11 protein-coding genes and 1 pseudogene are annotated in these 15,836 nt (G+C 67.8%); 2 read left to right on the top strand and 10 right to left on the bottom strand.

Translation table 11 applies throughout. From position 1 onward, the window contains the following. Positions 1–216: 216 nt before the first annotated feature. From OV287_RS44175 to OV287_RS44155, 6 genes and pseudogenes are all read right to left on the bottom strand, one after another. Positions 217–1,218: a trypsin-like serine protease gene (locus OV287_RS44175; RefSeq protein ID WP_267540070.1), complete on the bottom strand. Its 1,002-nt coding sequence runs from the start codon at positions 1,216–1,218 to the stop codon at positions 217–219. After that, positions 1,215–2,090, bottom strand: a complete 876-nt coding sequence (locus tag OV287_RS44170) for a S1 family peptidase (protein WP_267540069.1) — start codon at positions 2,088–2,090, stop codon at positions 1,215–1,217. Before OV287_RS44170 ends, OV287_RS44175 begins: the two co-directional genes overlap by 4 nt. 60 nt (positions 2,091–2,150) lie before the next feature. Beyond that, a complete protein-coding gene (locus OV287_RS44165) occupies positions 2,151–4,073 on the bottom strand; it encodes an AAA domain-containing protein (RefSeq protein ID WP_267540068.1) in 1,923 nt (640 codons plus the stop codon). Between the two features lie 129 nt (positions 4,074–4,202). Further along, on the bottom strand, positions 4,203–4,763 hold the full coding sequence (locus tag OV287_RS44160; protein WP_267540067.1) for an Imm52 family immunity protein: 561 nt from the start codon (positions 4,761–4,763) through the stop codon (positions 4,203–4,205). A 106-nt stretch (positions 4,764–4,869) separates the two neighbouring features. Next, positions 4,870–4,947, bottom strand: a pseudogene (locus tag OV287_RS56595) (Imm52 family immunity protein); the annotation flags it as partial. 153 nt (positions 4,948–5,100) lie between these two features. After that, positions 5,101–5,745, bottom strand: a complete 645-nt coding sequence (locus OV287_RS44155) for a DUF2378 family protein (RefSeq protein ID WP_267540066.1) — start codon at positions 5,743–5,745, stop codon at positions 5,101–5,103. 313 nt (positions 5,746–6,058) lie between these two features. Between OV287_RS44155 and OV287_RS44150 the strand changes: the two genes are divergently transcribed. Beyond that, positions 6,059–7,399, top strand: a complete 1,341-nt coding sequence (locus OV287_RS44150; protein WP_267540065.1) for a beta-helix domain-containing protein — start codon at positions 6,059–6,061, stop codon at positions 7,397–7,399. Between the two features lie 14 nt (positions 7,400–7,413). Here the strand turns inward: OV287_RS44150 and OV287_RS44145 are convergent, their stop codons facing one another. The 4 genes from OV287_RS44145 to fusA form a co-directional block, all read right to left on the bottom strand. After that, the gene (locus tag OV287_RS44145; protein ID WP_267540064.1) at positions 7,414–8,940 is read right to left on the bottom strand and encodes an ArnT family glycosyltransferase; all 1,527 of its coding nucleotides are present in this window, start codon (positions 8,938–8,940) and stop codon (positions 7,414–7,416) included. A gap of 55 nt (positions 8,941–8,995) precedes the next feature. Continuing rightward, a complete protein-coding gene (locus tag OV287_RS44140) occupies positions 8,996–9,403 on the bottom strand; it encodes a hypothetical protein (protein ID WP_267540063.1) in 408 nt (135 codons plus the stop codon). Positions 9,404–9,414: 11 nt separating this feature from the next. Next, on the bottom strand, positions 9,415–10,419 hold the full coding sequence (locus OV287_RS44135) for a 3-oxoacyl-ACP synthase III family protein (protein WP_267540062.1): 1,005 nt from the start codon (positions 10,417–10,419) through the stop codon (positions 9,415–9,417). Positions 10,420–10,592: 173 nt separating this feature from the next. After that, positions 10,593–12,698, bottom strand: a complete 2,106-nt coding sequence (gene fusA / locus OV287_RS44130; RefSeq protein WP_267540061.1) for an elongation factor G — start codon at positions 12,696–12,698, stop codon at positions 10,593–10,595. A 591-nt stretch (positions 12,699–13,289) separates the two neighbouring features. Here fusA and OV287_RS44125 point away from each other — a divergent pair. Continuing rightward, positions 13,290–15,833: a lectin-like protein gene (locus OV287_RS44125; protein WP_267540060.1), complete on the top strand. Its 2,544-nt coding sequence runs from the start codon at positions 13,290–13,292 to the stop codon at positions 15,831–15,833. Positions 15,834–15,836 lie beyond the last annotated feature (3 nt).

The raw sequence follows: 15,836 nt of genomic DNA, 5'->3' as shown, positions 1-15,836 counted from the left end.
TTCTCAAGCATGCGGCGTGCCGACGCCCGGCTTTTGCCGAGCCACAAGGAATCCAGGGCTTTAGCGCCTGCCCGCCCCTCCCGGAGTGACAAATCTTGCAGGGCTTGTGACAAAACGTGCGTGTAGGACTGCACCTTTTGCGTAGTACCCCGGGGTTACCGCCGAGGTTCACATTTTCTCAAACCCGGACAGACAGGAGCGCCTCTGGGGCGTGAATCATGGCTCTGCCAGTTGTTGGCTCAGCCACTCCTCATGCGAGTAGAGGCTGGTGAAGACCGAGAGGCTCTCGCCCCTACCGTTCTTCGCATTCCCACCCGCGATTCCGATGAGCACCGCGTTGCCATCGCTTCCCGTGCGCCAGCAGCCTCCTCCGCTATCACCTGCGTCCAGATGCGAGGCGACTTGACCGGTGGGCATCCGCTGCTGCGCAACGACGAGCTCGACACTTCCCGAGTCCAGCCTCCTGAGCCAGCTCACCTGGTTCTCGCCAGAATGACGCTCCCCGGCCAATCCGAGGGGCTCACCGGGTCCATAACCCACCATGACGATGGGCTCGCCCACCCGCGCCTCTGCTGTCGTCCGCTTCACCACCGGAAAGTCCTTCACCGGCATGTCCAGGCGGATGACCGCGAGGTCCGCGCTACTCCAGACCACGCTTCCTTCATCGTCGTAGAGGAGCTCGAGCCGGGGATGGGGCCTCACCGAGCCGCTGTACGTCTTCTGCCGCGAACTCTCCGCCTCTCCTGGAACTGGCGGCTCGTAGATGATCGTCCTGACCTTCGCGCTGCTCGCGCACCTCGAGCTGTCCATGACGGCGTCGATACGTTGACCCCGAAGGCTCTCGGCCCTGGAAATGACATTGCCTCGGCGCTCCATCCTGGCAATCGCCTCCTTGCCCAGCGCCTCGCGTTCGGACACGGAGAGCTTCCTCACGATGCAGACACAATGTCCGGCCGTCAGAACGACCTGCGGCGCGATGAGGACGCCGCTGCACTCCCCGCTCGAGCCCTGTTCCTGTGCGGCCTTCTCCGCAACGAAGAGCCTGAGCGTCGACCGGTAGCGATTCTCGAAATCCCGCGAGCTTCCAGGCCTGACGAGAGACGTGCGCCGCAGGAGCGTCCGCTCCAGCGACGAGGCCTCCCCGGCGCATCCGCTCCCAAGGGCCGTCACCGACAGCGACAGCACGGCGAGACGTGTCCGGCAGCGGCCCACCATCATGGAGCGCGTTGCATCCGCTCGAGAATCCAACCCTGGAAGGCATGGGTTTCGATGAGGGAGGCTTCCCGGCCCAGGCTGCGACTCGATATCCCGACGAGCTCCGGCCCCTGAGGAGTCTCTCGAAGGCAAGGGCCCCCGCTCTCGCCCCTGTAGAGATTCCTGTTCGGCTGCTCGAACACGACTCGCTCTCCGCCCGATTCCGCGCGCCTCGCCACCCGTGTCCTGTTGAATCGGCGCTCTCCCCCCATGCTTCCCCGGAGCTCGTCATGCCCGTGTCCCACCACGGTGATGGGCTCACCGGGGGTGACTTCAGTCTTCGCCAACGCCGGGGGAGGCGGCGCATCCTTCACCGGAATCTCCAGGAAGACGAGAGCGAGGTCCGCATGGCTCGAGACAATCCCTCCACCAGCGTCAAGCAGGAGCTTGAGCTCGGGATGGGCGTGAACCTTGCCTTGATGTCTGGTAGCGCGCACCTCCGATGGCTCACCCGGCGTCATCGGAAGGTAGGAGAAGACCTTGATGGTGGCACTCGCCGCGCACGTGGTGCCGTCGACGATGCGTCCATTCTCATCAGCAGGTACACGCGCTGGCCGCTGTGGACACACGCAGTGCCCCGCCGTGAGTACCCACCGAGGAGAGAGCAGCACGCCGCTGCAACCCTTGAAGCTCTTGCCTGACACGGGCTCGTGGGCCACGACGAGGACCGTTGAGAGATAGCGGTTCGCTGAGTCGACCTCGCCAGCCAGCGCCTCTACCGACACTTCCCGGCTCGTGGTCTCCGGGCTCTCATCCTTCGTGTCCTGGTTGGAGCGGTCCGTGCATCCTACAACCGACAGCAACAGCACGAGCCCCGGCCATACGAATGCTTTCATCCCAGGGTTCCATTCGTGCATCCGCACAGGCTAGGTTTGTGCAAATCGTCGCGTCAACCGTCAGGGTGCATCCGCGGGGTCGGGCCACTCCCAGGCGGAGCGGTAGCTGGAGGCCTCCTGGGTGGACTCGATGAAGCGGGCGTAGAAGGGGTGGCCGCTGAGGGTGGCGGAGTCCCCCACGACGAAGAGGTGCCTGCGGGCGCGGGTGAGGGCGACGTTGATGCGGCGCAAGTCGGTGAGGAAGCCGAGCTGGGCCTCGGAGTTGGAGCGGGTGAGGGAGACGAGGATGGCGTCCTTCTCACGGCCCTGGAAGGCGTCCACGGTGTCCACCTCGATGTCAGGGGAAAGCGGCTCCACGCGCTCGCGCAGGGCGTGGGCCTGGGCGCGGTAGGGGGTGATGACGGCGAGCTCGCGGGGCTCCAGGCCGGCGGCGAGTAACTCCTTCACACGGGCGACGACGAGGTCCGCCTCGCCGCGATTGAAGAGGCTGCCGGTATCCTTCTCCTGCTCCTCGTCGAAGCCCTTGCCCGCGGTGTCGAGGAAGAGGACGGGCGGGGCGTCCATGCTGGCCTCCGGGGGCAGCACGTCCGCGAGGGTTCGGTCCGCCACGCTGGGGTGGGCGCGCAGCTCGCCGCCGTACATCTGCTGCGAGGGGAAGGACATGATGGCGGTGTTCATCCGGTACTGCTCGCGGAGCATGCGCTTGACGCCCTCGCCGTGGTCGGAGAGCAGACGCTCGAAGAGGCTGACGGCGAGCCCCTGCTTCGCGGCCTCCTGGGACAGGACGGTGGGGGGAAGCTGCTGGGGATCTCCAGCGAGGATGACCTTGGGGGCGCGCAGGAAGCCGAGCAGGGCGAGCGGCTCGGTGGCCTGGGTGGCCTCGTCGAGCAGGGCGAGATCGAACTCCTCGTGGGAGAGGACGCCGGACTCGAGACTGGCGAGGGTGACGCAGACGACCTGGGCGCGCTCGAGGACGGAGCGTAGAGCCTTGCGCTCGAGGGCGCGGGCCTCGTCGAGAATGCTCTTGGCCTCGGTGGTGGAGGCGCGGGCATTGGCGAAGCGCTCGCGGCTGCGGCCCTGGGTGCGCTGGCGGCGGGCGTAGCCGAGCAGGGAGAAGGCCTCGTCGAAGAGCTCGCGAGAGAGGACGCGGTCGGGGTGCTCCTCCACCACGAGGTCCAGGGTGTGCTCCTGAAGGCGGGGAGTGACGCGGGCAGGGTGGCCAACGCGGATGGCGCGCAGGCCCTTGTCGAGACAGAGGTCGGTGAGGTGGTCCACGGCGGCGTTGCTGGCGGCGGTGCAAAGCAGACGCTGGCCGCGGGAGACGGCCTGTGCGGCGACCTCGGCGAGCACGGTGCTCTTGCCGGTGCCCGGGGGCCCGTGGACGAGGAAGAAGTCCTCGGCGGCGAGCGCGCGAGAGACAGCATCCTGCTGCTCGGGGTTGAGGGGGCGAGTGGGGGTGAATTCGCGCAGCGAGTCGAAGCGAGGATGCTCGTTGCCCAGGAGCACCTCGCGCTTGCGGCGGGCGGCGCCCTTGTCGAGCGCCTTCACACGGGTGAGGCCGGCGCGGACGCGCTCGTAGGTGACGTCGTTGGGGACGCGGTCGAGGCGGAGCAGACCTTCGTGGACGAAGGGAGGGGGCTCGCGGTCGAAGGCGAGCTGGACGCGGGTGGCGGTGGCGCGGGAGACGAGGGCGCGGGCGGGCTCCTTCACCTCGGAGCGGCGAGGGAAGACGGCGACCTGGTCGCCGTTGTCGAGACGTGCGGGGAAGCGGGCCCTGTCCTTGCGTGCGAGCGTGACGAGGACTCGGCCACCGAGGCCGACCTCCTCCTCGATGCTCTCCAAGTCGAGGAAGGAGAGGCCCTGCTCAGCGCGCTGCTGGAGGGACATGCCCTCGGCGAGGGCTTCCATGCGGGCGCGCTCGGCCTCGCGCTCGAGGGTGAGGAGGCGGCCAAGGGAGTCGAAGAAGGAGACGTCGCGAGACATGGGGGAGGTTTATGCCACGCGCGGGACTCCTGCATGACGGGAGTGTGGGCCCGGGCGCTCGCCAGGCGACACCGACGGGGACGGCTGCACTTCATCAGCGTCTGCGGCTTGGGGGAGCGAGTGCTTGTGTCACCAGCCGATAGGCTCGGCTTGCGGCCGCTCGATGAGCCCCGCCCTGTCCAGCAACTCGCGTACGCGTGCGGTGAACGCCACGTGCTCGGGGTTGCTCGCCGTCATGGGCTCGGGGGAGAGGACGAGAAGCCAGCCCAGCTCGCCCATCGGTTCAATGCGCACGGGCGCGGGCAGCGGCGGAACAGTGCCCAGGCGGCGCGACAGGTACGTCAGCCAGCCCACCCGCACCTCGAACCTGCCCTTCTCGATGCGCCTCACCATCTCCGATGAGCTGGCCATGGCGAAGTCAGGGTCCCACGCGGTGACCATGCTGGTGAGCACCTCGGTCAGTACAGGAGTGCGTAGGAGGCGCTCTCGTATCGCGCCCTCCCTGGTCGGTTTGAGCAGGCACGAGTTGGGCCCTCCCCACGGGGAGTATCCACCGCAGGAGAGGCTGATGTCGGTGGCCTCCTTCTTCGCGTTCCACATCATTCGTCTGAAGCCCAGATCCTCGATGACCTTCTTTCCGAGGTCCGTGCGATTCCTGCTGTTCAGCAGGAGCTTTTCCAGGTCCTCCACCTCCGGATGGACAGGGTGGCCTGGAAGTCCTCGGGGGGCTCCACGTCCCCCCCCGGTACCATTGGGCGAAGGACGGGTCACACCGCGCCAGCCTGTGAAGGAAGAGCTCCGCACGCCGGGCACACTCCAGCGCCGTCTCCTTGCGCGGGCCCCAGTACGCCCCTACGTAGTATTTGTCCTGCATGCGTGCGTACTCTTTACCCTATCGTGATGAGTTGGCGGCTCGGGAGACGCATGACGGGAGTGTGGCCCGGGCGCTCGCCAGGCGACGCTAGCGGGGGCCGCCGATGGCGCTATGGGGTGCTGGGAGTTGTACCAGCCCGCGAAGCGCTCCGCCTCAGAAGGCGAGGTGGAAGATGGACATGCCGAGCGACGCTTCGTGGTGCACCACGTCCATCCGGACACGGGACAGGCCGGCTGCGTGGAAGGCGGTGGTGAGCATGCCCCGGGTGAACTGGGGCGGCTCTCCGTGGACCCCGGGTGCCAGGAAGAACTCCGGGAGCGGCCTCACGACGAGCTCCCAGCCGATATGTCCGGGCAGCTCTCGCACGGAGGCACCGAGGAAGTTGTTGAACGCTCGCAGGTTGTGGGTCAGCCGCTGCAGCGTGCGCTGGGGCCCTATCACCTTGGCGTGAGCCATCATCGCCGCGCCCAGCCGGGACTGGAGCGCGCGCTCCATGAACCGCCGCCCGAGTGCGAACTCCGCCTTGGGCGTGCTCAGGTGCGGGTAGAGCGCTTCGGAGAGGATGTGAATGGCTCCCGCCCAGAGGGCACCCGGGTAGGCGGCCCGGAGGGGCTCGTTCAAGGAGAGCCCCAGCCCGGCCAGTGCTTCGATCGCCCGAGAGCCGAGCGCTGCGGCATCGGCAAGCACCAACTCCAGGGCATGGCCGAACACGACAGGCTCGCGCCTGATGGCGCGGTGGGGCACGGACATTGTCCGAGGGTAGAGAGCGCTCGCTGTGTCCTGGGTCTGGAGTTCCATGTCCCCATGACACACCCGGCTCGTTTCGCCTCTTTTGTCCTTTTGTGAAGAAAGATTGTGGCCGCTCGGAGCGACCGCCTGATCCCGCGCGAAGAGGGTGTTTCGCACTGGGAATCGCTCCTCTCGCTGTCGGTCTTCGTGAATCCCTTCGCGCCCTTGCTGGGGGCGGGCCTGGGCGCCAGGCCTCCTGCTGCCAGCGACTCCTACGGCACTTCGCATGGCGAGGAGGTCGCCTCAAACTCATGACACTCCGTTGTAAAACGGCGATGGTGGAGAGCTTGGGCCGTCGACTCGGCCCGTGGAGGCACGAATCGTGAGCTCTTCTTTGCGGCGCTGTGCACTGACGTGGCTGCTGCTGGCCGTTACGCTGCCGGGTTGTACCCCCGATGAGCCGGGACGGCCCTCGGGCGAGCCGGACGCGGGGCAGCCCGAGCCCGCGTGCCCTACGCCCACGGGCGCACCCATCGAGCACCAGGGCTCCATCTTGGCTCCCGAGACCTGGTCCGCTTCCAGCCTGCATGTCGTCGCCGCGGATCTGCTGGTTCGCGCGACGGTGACGGTAGAACCCTGCACCGTCGTGCGCATGGGACCGGCACGCTCCATCGGGCTGGATAGCGGCGGCTCGCTCGTCGCGGCGGGTACGCAGGCGCGTCCGGTGCGCTTCGAGCCCCTGGAAGCGAGCCAGCCCTGGGGCCAGTTCCGCATCTATGCCGGAGGCTCCGCGCGGCTGACGTGGACGGTGCTGTCGGGCGGAGGAAATCCCTCATCCGCCGAGGCCACCGTGCGCGTGAGCGCGGGCGCGGACCTCCCCGGTCCGAGGCCGCTCTTCGTGGATCACGTCACCATCGAAGGCTCGCGAGGGCCGGGCGTGTTGCTCAATGGTACGGGCGGCTTCGCGGAGGGCTCCACGACGCTGGTCATTCGCGACTCGGGAAGCGACGCACGCCCCGAGCCGTTGGCCATCAACGCCAACGCACTGGGCACGTTGCCCTCCGGTACCTATACGGGCAACCGCTCGGACACCATCTTCGTCAGCCCCAACGTGGCGTCCGCCAGCATCACCTTTGTCGGCGCGAATGCCACGGTGAGAGCGCTCGGTGTGCCCTATGTCGTGGATGGGCTGCAGGTGGGCGGCTCCAACGTCTCGGCCACCCTCACCGTGGAGCCAGGTGTCGAGCTGCGCTTCCAGCCGGAAAAGACGCTCCGCGTGTATGACGGCAACAGCGCACTCATCGCCGCGGGCACGACCTCCCGTCCTGTTGTCTTCACCTCTGCTCGGGCCACGCCGGCTGCGGGGGATTGGGCAGGCATCCGCTTCGACGGGCTGAGCCCGGACAGCCGGCTGGAGTCCGTATGGGTCCGCTATGCCGGCGGCGCTTGCCAGTGCTCGGGCTTCGGCTGCAACTACCTGCCGGGCTCGTTCGATGTCAGCTCGGCCATTCTCGTCTTCCAACAACCGGCTGCGCCGTTCATCGCCAACTCGCGCATCGAGGACAGCGCGGGGCACGGCATCCTGCGGGGATGGAACGGCTCCGACGGAGTGGGCTTCCTGGAGACGAACGTCTTCGCCCGGGTATTCGGCTGCACGCAGACGACACCTCGGGATGTCGAAGCGCGCTGCCCGAGCAACCCTCCCTGCCCCCGGAGCCCTTGAGAGGACGCGGACCGCTACTCGTAGTGCTTCAGGCGCGGCCAGAGCGTGGCCAGCGGCACCTTCAGTCCTGAGCACAGGTAGAGCGGCAGGTTGTCCTCGTAAGGCATCACGTAGGGATTGGGCGGTACGCGCCCGGCGACCTCGGCACGCTGGCACAGTGGCTGGAGGTCCTCGAAGTCACCGCCCACCACGAGGAGGTTCTCGGGCTCCTCCCCGGGTCCCCAGAGGAAGTAGTGGTTGTGCCCCGAGCGCGCCGGGGGAAGTCCCTGGGCGCGGCCGAGCCAGTCGAGCGCGCCGGCCTCGCCGTAGTTCTGCGCGAACAAGCCCGTACGGGCCCGAGTCTCCGGCGGCAGGCGCTGGTACACCCCGGCCACCGCCGAGACGAGCTCCTCCCAGCCGTGCTGGTCCGCGTAGTGCTGGGGCAGGACACCGTACGCGTGGCGCTCGTGGCGGGGCGCCTCGAGGCCCAGGGCTCGCTGGTACGCGATGAAGGTCTCCACGGGGAACACGGGCAGCGTCAGGGGCGCCAGGGCCGCGAAGCCCGCCACACCCGGGACGAGCACCGCGGCACGCCACACCGGGCGCGAGATGAGGCGCTCGGCGGCAACCGCGCCCGCGGCGAACAGCATGGGGTAGGCAGGGGCCAGGTAGTAGTCCTTGGCGCGCAGGTACACGAGCAGGCCGAAGAGCAGGACGAATGTGAGGCCGAGGGCCCTGTACGGCCGGCCCGAGGGAGCGAACAGGAAGAAGCCGAGCCCGGTGAGCCACAACGGGGCAGCGAGCGGGTGGAGCATGAGCAGCTGCCCGCGCAGGAACTCACCCAGCTGGAAGGGCGTGTTCTTGTAGAGCTGGCCGTTGCGCAGCAGCTCGAGCATGGGCCAGCCGTGATGGTGCTGCCAAAGGAGGTTGGGCAGCACGAGCGCCGAGGCCAGCAGCACGCCGAGGACGAGCCAGCGGTTGGCCAGCAGCCGGCGCGTGGGCGTGAGAAGAACGCCGAGCCCAAGGCATGCGGCGAAGAATCCCATGGAGTACTTGTTGAGCAGGCCCACGCCGACGAGTGCACCTATGGCGAGCCAGAGGCGGTGCTGCTCCGTCTGCACCAACAGGACGAGCAGGGCGGCGCAGCCCGTCCAGAGCAGGGGCTCGAAGGCGTTCATGGTGAGGGTGTGGCCTTCGAAGAGGAAGAGGGGGGCAAGCGCGGTGGGCAGGGCGGCGAGCCCCACGGCGAAGCCTCCGCCGCCGAGGCGTCGCACGAGGTAGCCGGTGAGGCTCACGAGGCCCGCGGCGGCGAGTGCGGGCAGAAGACGCAGTCCGGTGAGGGAATGTCCGAAGAGCGTGGTGGCGAGCCGGGCGGCCAAGGCGATAAGGGGCGGCTGATCCACGTAGCCCCAGTCGAGCCGCTGTCCACAGGCGATGAAATAGAGCTCGTCCCGGAAGTAGCCGTAGCGATGGGCAAAGAGCAGGTGCAGCGCCGCCGTGGCGAGCGCGAGCCCGGGCAGGAGCAGTGGCGGAACACGGGGGACGAGGGCTTCCGAACGCATGTGCCTCGCACTATAGGCCCGACGGCGCGCGGCGACTCCGTGCGGCAATGCGCCTTCAGGGCGTCTTCCAGTCCCCGTAGCAGCCCACGATGCCGCAGGCGACGCACCGGCAACCGACGTAGAACCATCGGACGTCGGTGCTGTCCTTGTAGAACGCGGCGCCGGTAGAGATCTCGAACTGCGAGCAGCCACAGACGCACTCGCGCTCCTCGAGCTCGGCATCCTCGAGGTAGTCGGCGCTGTCTCCAATCGGCGTCTGACGCTGACAGGCCGCACAGACCTGGACGGCCGCTCCCTCCTCCTCGTCCAGCAGCAAGCCCAGCCGCTCGGAGCCGCACTCGCACTTCAGGTCGGTCATCCGCTCGACGGGGTACCCGTTCGCCGCGCTGTAGCGGGCGAGCTCCGGGGCAATGTCCGCCCGGGAGTCCCCGTAGAAGTACTTGCCCTTCTTCTTCAGTGCCATGGCGCGCGACACTACTCCGCGCGGTAGCGCTCCAGCAGGGCGCCCGCCCAGGTGAGGCCACTGCCCACCACCGCGAGCGCCACTGCGTCTCCCACCTGGGGGTTGTCCCAGTTCTCGGAGAGCACGGTAGGGGCGCCCGAGGCTCCACAGTTGCCTCGATACTCCACGTTGTAGAAGTGGCGCGAGTCGGGCATCTCGGTGCGGCGCTGCACCGCCTCCAGCATGCGCAGGTTGGCCTGGTGCCCGATGAGGCTCAGTCCCTCCGGAGTGCGTCCCGGGGCGGCCGCGAGGTAGTGCGAGCGCAGCGCGAGGAAGGTCTCGCTGGCGCGCTTGATGGCGAAGGTCTGCACCGCGGAGCCCTGCTGGGTGAAGTGGCCGGCGCGAGGCACCTTCACCTTGTCCGCGCCCGAGGGGCTCCCACCGAGCAGGGTCTGAGTGATGCGCCAGGGGCCAGGAATGCGAGGGCTGAGCAGCGCGGCGCTGGTGCCATCGCCCCACAGCACGCAGCTCGAGCGGTCCGAGTAATCGACCACGCGGGTGGAGTTCTCCGGGTTCACCACGAGGATGAAGTCCGGCAGGCGCTCCGGCCGCATTCCGGCGAGGAAGTGGAGCTGAGCGCAGAAAGAGGAGCAGGCGGCGTTGAGGTCCAGGGACGGGGCCTCGATGCCCAACGCCTCGGCGATGCGGCAGGCCTCGGCTGGAATGCACTCGTCGGGCGAGCAGCCGCCAGCCACCACCATCCCCACGTCCTTCACGTCGCGCCCCGCACGCTGGAGGGCCATCAGCGCCGCGCGCCTGCCGGTCTCCGCGTTGGAGTACAGCGCGGCCTCCAGTGCTCCGCGCACGTCACGGTTGCGTGTCTCTCGGATGTAGTCGAGCGGCAGCACCGTGTGCCGGGTACGGATGCCCACCCGCTCGACAATCCACGCGTCGTCCGTCTCCAGGCCGATGTCGTGGAGGAACGCGTTGGTGATGAGATTCTCCGGGTGAAAATGTCCGAGCGCGTGGAGGAACATGCGTGCCGTCTACCCGGGCTACGTCATCGCTCTGCCACGGCCGCACGAATTTCACATGAGCGCCACGGTCTGACGCGGTGCGCGGTGTCCGCGCAATGCGTCATTGCTTCGCGTCGCGTCATGGCGACAGGGCTCCGGGGACCCTCGGCTTCCCCGGAGCCTGCCTGCTCCCACTACTTGCGAGCCGCCAGCACCGACGCCTGGAGCGCGTCGGGCACCGGCTCATAGGTGGCCAGCCGCAGGGTGGCGGTGGCGCGTCCCTGAGTGCGGCCGCGGAGGCTGTTCACGTAGCCGAAGAGGCTGGCCATGGGCACCAGCGCGGAGACGTTCCGCACCGCGCCATGGCCCTCCATCCCCCGCACACGCCCGCGCCGGGCGGACAGGTCCCCGAGCACGTCACCCAGGAACTCCTCCGGCGTGGTGACCTCCACGTCCATCATGGGCTCCAACAACTGCACGCCCGCACTCCGAGCCGCCTCCTGGAAGGCCAGCGAGCCGGCCATGGTGAACGCCTGCGGCGTGGAGTCGCGCACGTGCGTGCTCCCGTCGACCAGATGCACCTCCACGTCCACCAGCGGGTAGCCCGCGAGCACGCCCCGCTCCATGGCGCCAGCCACACCCTTCTCGATGGCCGGGATGAACTCCTTCGGGATGACACCGCCATGGGTCTCATCCACGAAGACGAGCCCCGTGCCTCGCGGCGCGGGAGCCACCTCCATCACCACGTGGGCGAACTGCCCGGGCCCTCCGGTCTGCCGGACGTGACGGTACTCCTGGCGTACTTTCTGGCGCAGCGTCTCGCGGTAGGCCACCCGAGGTTGGCCCACGCTCGCCTCCACGCCGTACTCGGTTCTCAGTCGGTCCACGATGATCTCCAGGTGTAGCTCTCCCATGCCGGACAGCAGTTGCTGACCGGTCTCTGGGTCCACCTCCACTCGCAACGAGGGGTCCTCCGCGGCGAGTCGCGTCAGACCGTCCTCCATCTTCTGTTGCTCCGCCCGAGAGCGCGCCTCGATGGCGAGCTGAACGACCGGCTCGGGAAAACGGAGCGCCTCCAACATCACGGGAGCCTCCGGAGCGCACAGCGTGTCGCCCGTGCGCACTCCGCGCAGGTTGAGCGCCGCGCAGATGTCGCCGGCATGCACCTCGTCCACCTCCTCACGCTTGTTGGCATGCATGAACATGAGCCGTCCCACGCGCTCGCGGCGCTGCTGGCGGGTGTTGAGCACGGACATGCCCGTGCGCAGGGTGCCCGAGTAGACGCGCAGGAACACGATGCTCCCCACGGCCTTGTCGTGCATGAGCTTGAAGACGAGCGCGCACAGCGGCTCCTCGTCCCTGGACGCACGGGTGACGTGCTCCCGCGTCCCGGGAACCTCGCCCTCGGCCGCCGGAAGGTCCGACGGGGCGGGCAGGTAGTTGATGATTCCATCCAGCAGCATCCGCACACCCTTGTTCTTGAAAGCCGCCCCGCAGAGCACTGGCACCAGCTGCCGCTGGAGGGTGCCCTTGCGGAGCGCGTGCTCCAACTCCTCCGCGGTAATCTCCGCCAGCCGTCCCTCCACGTACTTCTGGAGGACGGTGCCATCCACCTCCGCGCAGGCCTCGATGAGCCGTAGACGCAGCGCTTCCGCTTCAGCGCGCAGGTGCGCCGGAATCTCCTGTCCCTCGGCGGGCTCGCCTTGCTCCCCGTTGAAGAGGAAGGCCCGCATACGGGGCAGGTCGATGAGCCCGGTGAACTCGGGGCCCGCTCCGATGGGGAGCTGCACCGGCACCGGGTTGGCATCCAGCCGCTGGCGAATGGAGCGCACGCACATGGCGAAGTCCGCGCCCACCTTGTCCATCTTGTTGAGGAAGGCGATGCGCGGCACCCCATGCCGGTTGGCCTGGTGCCACACCGTCTCGGACTGCGGCTCCACCCCTTGGCTGGCGTCGAACACCGCCACCGCTCCATCCAGGACGCGCAGGGACCGCTCCACCTCGATGGTGAAGTCCACGTGTCCTGGCGTGTCCAGGATGTTGATGCGGTGCGGGAGACCCGCGAAGGGGCCTCGCATCGGCTTCCAGGAGGCGGTGGTGGCCGCCGAGGTGATGGTGATGCCGCGCTTCTTCTCCTGCTCCATCCAGTCCATCTCGGTGGCGCCGTCGTGCACCTCGCCCACTGCGTGGATGCGGCCGGTGAAGAAGAGGATGCGCTCGGTGAGCGTGGTCTTGCCCGCGTCGATGTGGGCCATGATGCCGATGTTGCGGTAGCGCTCGATTCGAGTGGTGCGAGACATAAAAGACTCCCGTTCCCGCCGGGTGTGAGCACCCGCGGGTTGAAGACAGACACTGGTTGAGAGGGAAAAGGCGCTCCGGGGCCTTGGGGCGCGCACACGCATGCCCGGGAGCGGCCCCTCAGGGACGCTCAGGACGGCGTGAGGACACACGAAGGCCCGGGATGATCAGTGGCGGAACCGAGCCCCTACGGCACACGGGAACCAGCAAACCCGCGTACCAGGGAACCCGGTCCGCCTGATCAAATGTCGAGCAGAACCTTGTTGCGGGAGCCGAGACGCACGTCCGCCATCGGCGCGAGCACGCGCACGGACGGCACACCCAAGATGGTGGAGACGGGCCTCATAACGCGGACAAATATAGACGCAGTTCGCCCTTTGTCAATCTGAGCAGACATTGAGACGAGGCACGTGTTGAGCGTCCCACACGCTCCACGCGCCTCCCGCGGCTCGGAAAAAGAACGGACCCGTTGCCCGGATTTTTAGCCCGCGGGTCCAAGCCAGTGTGCTCCCGCCCGGCCGCTCCCTGGCCGTGTGTGGCGGGCATGTTCGCCCCGGCCGGGACGACCCACCCGTACCAAGGAGAAGTCCCCGATGCGTTGGACTCAAACGTCACGCGCCGTGCCACGCCACCTGATGCTGGGGCTGGCGGCGCTCTTGTGGAGCGGTTGCGGCGGACTCGCGGAAGTGCCCGGTGATGCGGACGCCGAGTCTCCGTTGCCGGAGCAGCGCGCGTCCCTCGTCTCCACCGATCGCTGCGCCCCGGCCCCCGCGGCCCAGGCCTCCAGCGGCGAGACGGTCTACTACCGCTACTCCACCAACAAGACCTGGAATGCCGCCAAGGCGGACTGCGAGGCCATGGGCGGCCGGCTCGCCGTGCCGAGGAGCTCGAGCGACAACGAGCTTCTCCGCTCCATCAACGGCGGCCAGCTCGTGCACCTCGGCTTCCGCCAGAACAGCGGGCAGTCGCAGCCGGGTGCCGGCTGGGTCACCGTTGAGGGAGACACGCCCAACTACACCAACTGGAGCTCGGGCGAGCCCAATGACGGCGACGGCTACGAGAGCAGCACCCAGAACTGCGGCCGAATGTGGGACAGCGGCGCGTGGGACGACATCTCGTGCACCTCCTCCGGCAGCCATTATGCGTGTGAGTTCGGGGCACAGCCTGTCACGTGTGGCGGTGGCTCCACCTGCAGCCTGTCCACCGACTCCACCTACCGTTGCAGCTGCCCAGCCGGTCAGCGCTACGACGTGGAGAACAACTCCTGCTTCGGCGGCCCGCTCTCCATCGAGGTCAACAGCCTGAACGTGGACCAGGCCGCGAGCGGCAACGTCTTCGTCAACTTCCCCCTCAAGGCCCGGGTGGGCATCAAGGGCACCGGCAACACCAACAGCCTGGTGGTCTCGCTGGGCCTCATGCAGAAGCCGAGCGGCCCCAATCCCACGCAGGCGGAGCTGGAGAGCCTGAAGAGCTGTCTGGTGGGTGGTACGCGCATCACCCTCCCCGGTGACGGCAGCCAGCAGTTCGTCGACATCGAGGGCCTCGTTCCCCCCGAGTGTCTGGAGGGAGAGCCGCAGCGCGCCGCCAACTTCTTCGTCCTGCTCGACGGAGCCGACGAGTACACCACCGAGGAGGACAAGTGGCTCGTCTACAACGAGAAGGAGGCCCAGACGCCCGTTGGCCAGGCCTGCAAGACGAGGGATCCCGCGACGGGCGTGGAGCGCACGGGCTGCGTCATCAACGTCAACGTCCGGCCGCCCCCGGGCACCGACATCGCCCTGCTCGAGGCCTCTCCGGACTCGTCGGTCGTCGTGCTCGACCCGAATGGCCAGGCCACGGACGTGACCCCGGGTGGCACCGAGGCTCCCCGGCCCCTGTTCGTCGCTGGCATCAATGTCGCCGCCTTCGGCCGTGACTTCAACGAGGCCAATGCCTCCTCGCTGCCCGGCGTGGTGGACTTCGCGTACGACATCATCGCCCAGCCGGATGTTGGCAACGTCGGCTGGAAGCGGCTCAACGCCAACCCCGAGGCCCTCCATGCGCCCATCGGGAACCTCAGACCGGGCGAGGAGCTGCAGCTCGACGCTCGTCTGCATCCCACCCCGGAGTTCCGCACCCTCACCAGCCCCGGCGGACCCTGGGCGGCCTCCATGGACTACCAGGTGCGTGCCTGCGCCATGGTGCCCTTCCCGGAGCACGGGGACCCGATGTTCGCGGGCCCGAACGGTCTCGCCAACAACTGCAAGGTGTTCACGGTCCGCCTCGTGCGCGGCAACTACTCGTCGAGCTCGGCCTCGTCGTATGACGTGACGAAGACCTACAGCAACGCCTGGGGCTCCTCGAGCACCATCCAGCTCGCCCTGTCGGGCGGCTCGACGAACACCTTCAACCTCAGTGGTGCCTCCACGGACAACGAGGCCACGGCTTCCATCAAGGGCTTCTTCGGCAGCTTCGACGTGGCTCAGGCCTGGGGCGATGCCTCCGCCACCGTCTCGCCCGCGCAGGCCTCGATGGATACGGGCTTCAAGGTCTTCGGTGTCTCGCTGCTGAGCTACAGCAAGACCGCGGGCACGGTCACCTACTCGTACGACAAGAGCTACTCGAAGCAGAAGTGCCTCACCTACTCGTACGGAGTGGTGGTGGCCTCCATCAACATCTCGGGCTGCTTCACCGCCTCGGCGGGCTTCGACATGGGCATCACCGCGTCGGCCACCAGCATCAACGCGCAGGTGCGCCCCTACGTGCAGGCCAGCCTCAGTGTGAGCGGGACGCTCAACCTCACCCTCTACAAGGCGACCCTCTCCGCGAGCATCACCATCCTCAGCTTCAACACCAATGACAGCGATGGTGTCTCCGCCGGGCTCTCCTTCGTCATCAACAGCACCAACCCTCTCAAGCTCACCATCGCTTACGACACGGACGCGGTCTTCCGCATCTCCACGCTCGACGGCAGCATCGACCTGACCATCGAGCAGCTCGAGGCCAACTGGTGCAAGAAGAAGGTGTGGGGCATCAAGGTCTACTACGTGTGTTGGAGCTGGGACACGCTCGCTGAGTACAACCTGTTCAGCTACGACGGTTACTCCTTCTCGTCGACGTTGCTGGACCGAAGCGGCTCGGCCATCACCCTTCAGTAACAA

The sequence above is a fragment of the Archangium lansingense genome, from assembly GCF_026626635.1.
Lineage (GTDB): Bacteria > Myxococcota > Myxococcia > Myxococcales > Myxococcaceae > Archangium > Archangium lansingense.
Note: the sequence above shows the minus strand (reverse complement) of the source record. Positions and strands in the feature narration are given on the sequence as shown.

What these genes read in the sequence shown, in the direction of transcription:
- OV287_RS44175 (WP_267540070.1), bottom strand. Translation starts at nt 1,218, where the DNA reads ATGATGGTGGGCCGCTGCCGGACACGTCTCGCCGTGCTGTCGCTGTCG.
- OV287_RS44170 (WP_267540069.1), bottom strand. Translation starts at nt 2,090, where the DNA reads ATGAAAGCATTCGTATGGCCGGGGCTCGTGCTGTTGCTGTCGGTTGTA.
- OV287_RS44165 (WP_267540068.1), bottom strand. Translation starts at nt 4,073, where the DNA reads ATGTCTCGCGACGTCTCCTTCTTCGACTCCCTTGGCCGCCTCCTCACC.
- OV287_RS44155 (WP_267540066.1), bottom strand. Translation starts at nt 5,745, where the DNA reads ATGGAACTCCAGACCCAGGACACAGCGAGCGCTCTCTACCCTCGGACA.
- OV287_RS44145 (WP_267540064.1), bottom strand. Translation starts at nt 8,940, where the DNA reads ATGCGTTCGGAAGCCCTCGTCCCCCGTGTTCCGCCACTGCTCCTGCCC.
- OV287_RS44140 (WP_267540063.1), bottom strand. Translation starts at nt 9,403, where the DNA reads ATGGCACTGAAGAAGAAGGGCAAGTACTTCTACGGGGACTCCCGGGCG.
- OV287_RS44135 (WP_267540062.1), bottom strand. Translation starts at nt 10,419, where the DNA reads ATGTTCCTCCACGCGCTCGGACATTTTCACCCGGAGAATCTCATCACC.
- fusA (WP_267540061.1), bottom strand. Translation starts at nt 12,698, where the DNA reads ATGTCTCGCACCACTCGAATCGAGCGCTACCGCAACATCGGCATCATG.
- OV287_RS44125 (WP_267540060.1), top strand. Translation starts at nt 13,290, where the DNA reads ATGCGTTGGACTCAAACGTCACGCGCCGTGCCACGCCACCTGATGCTG.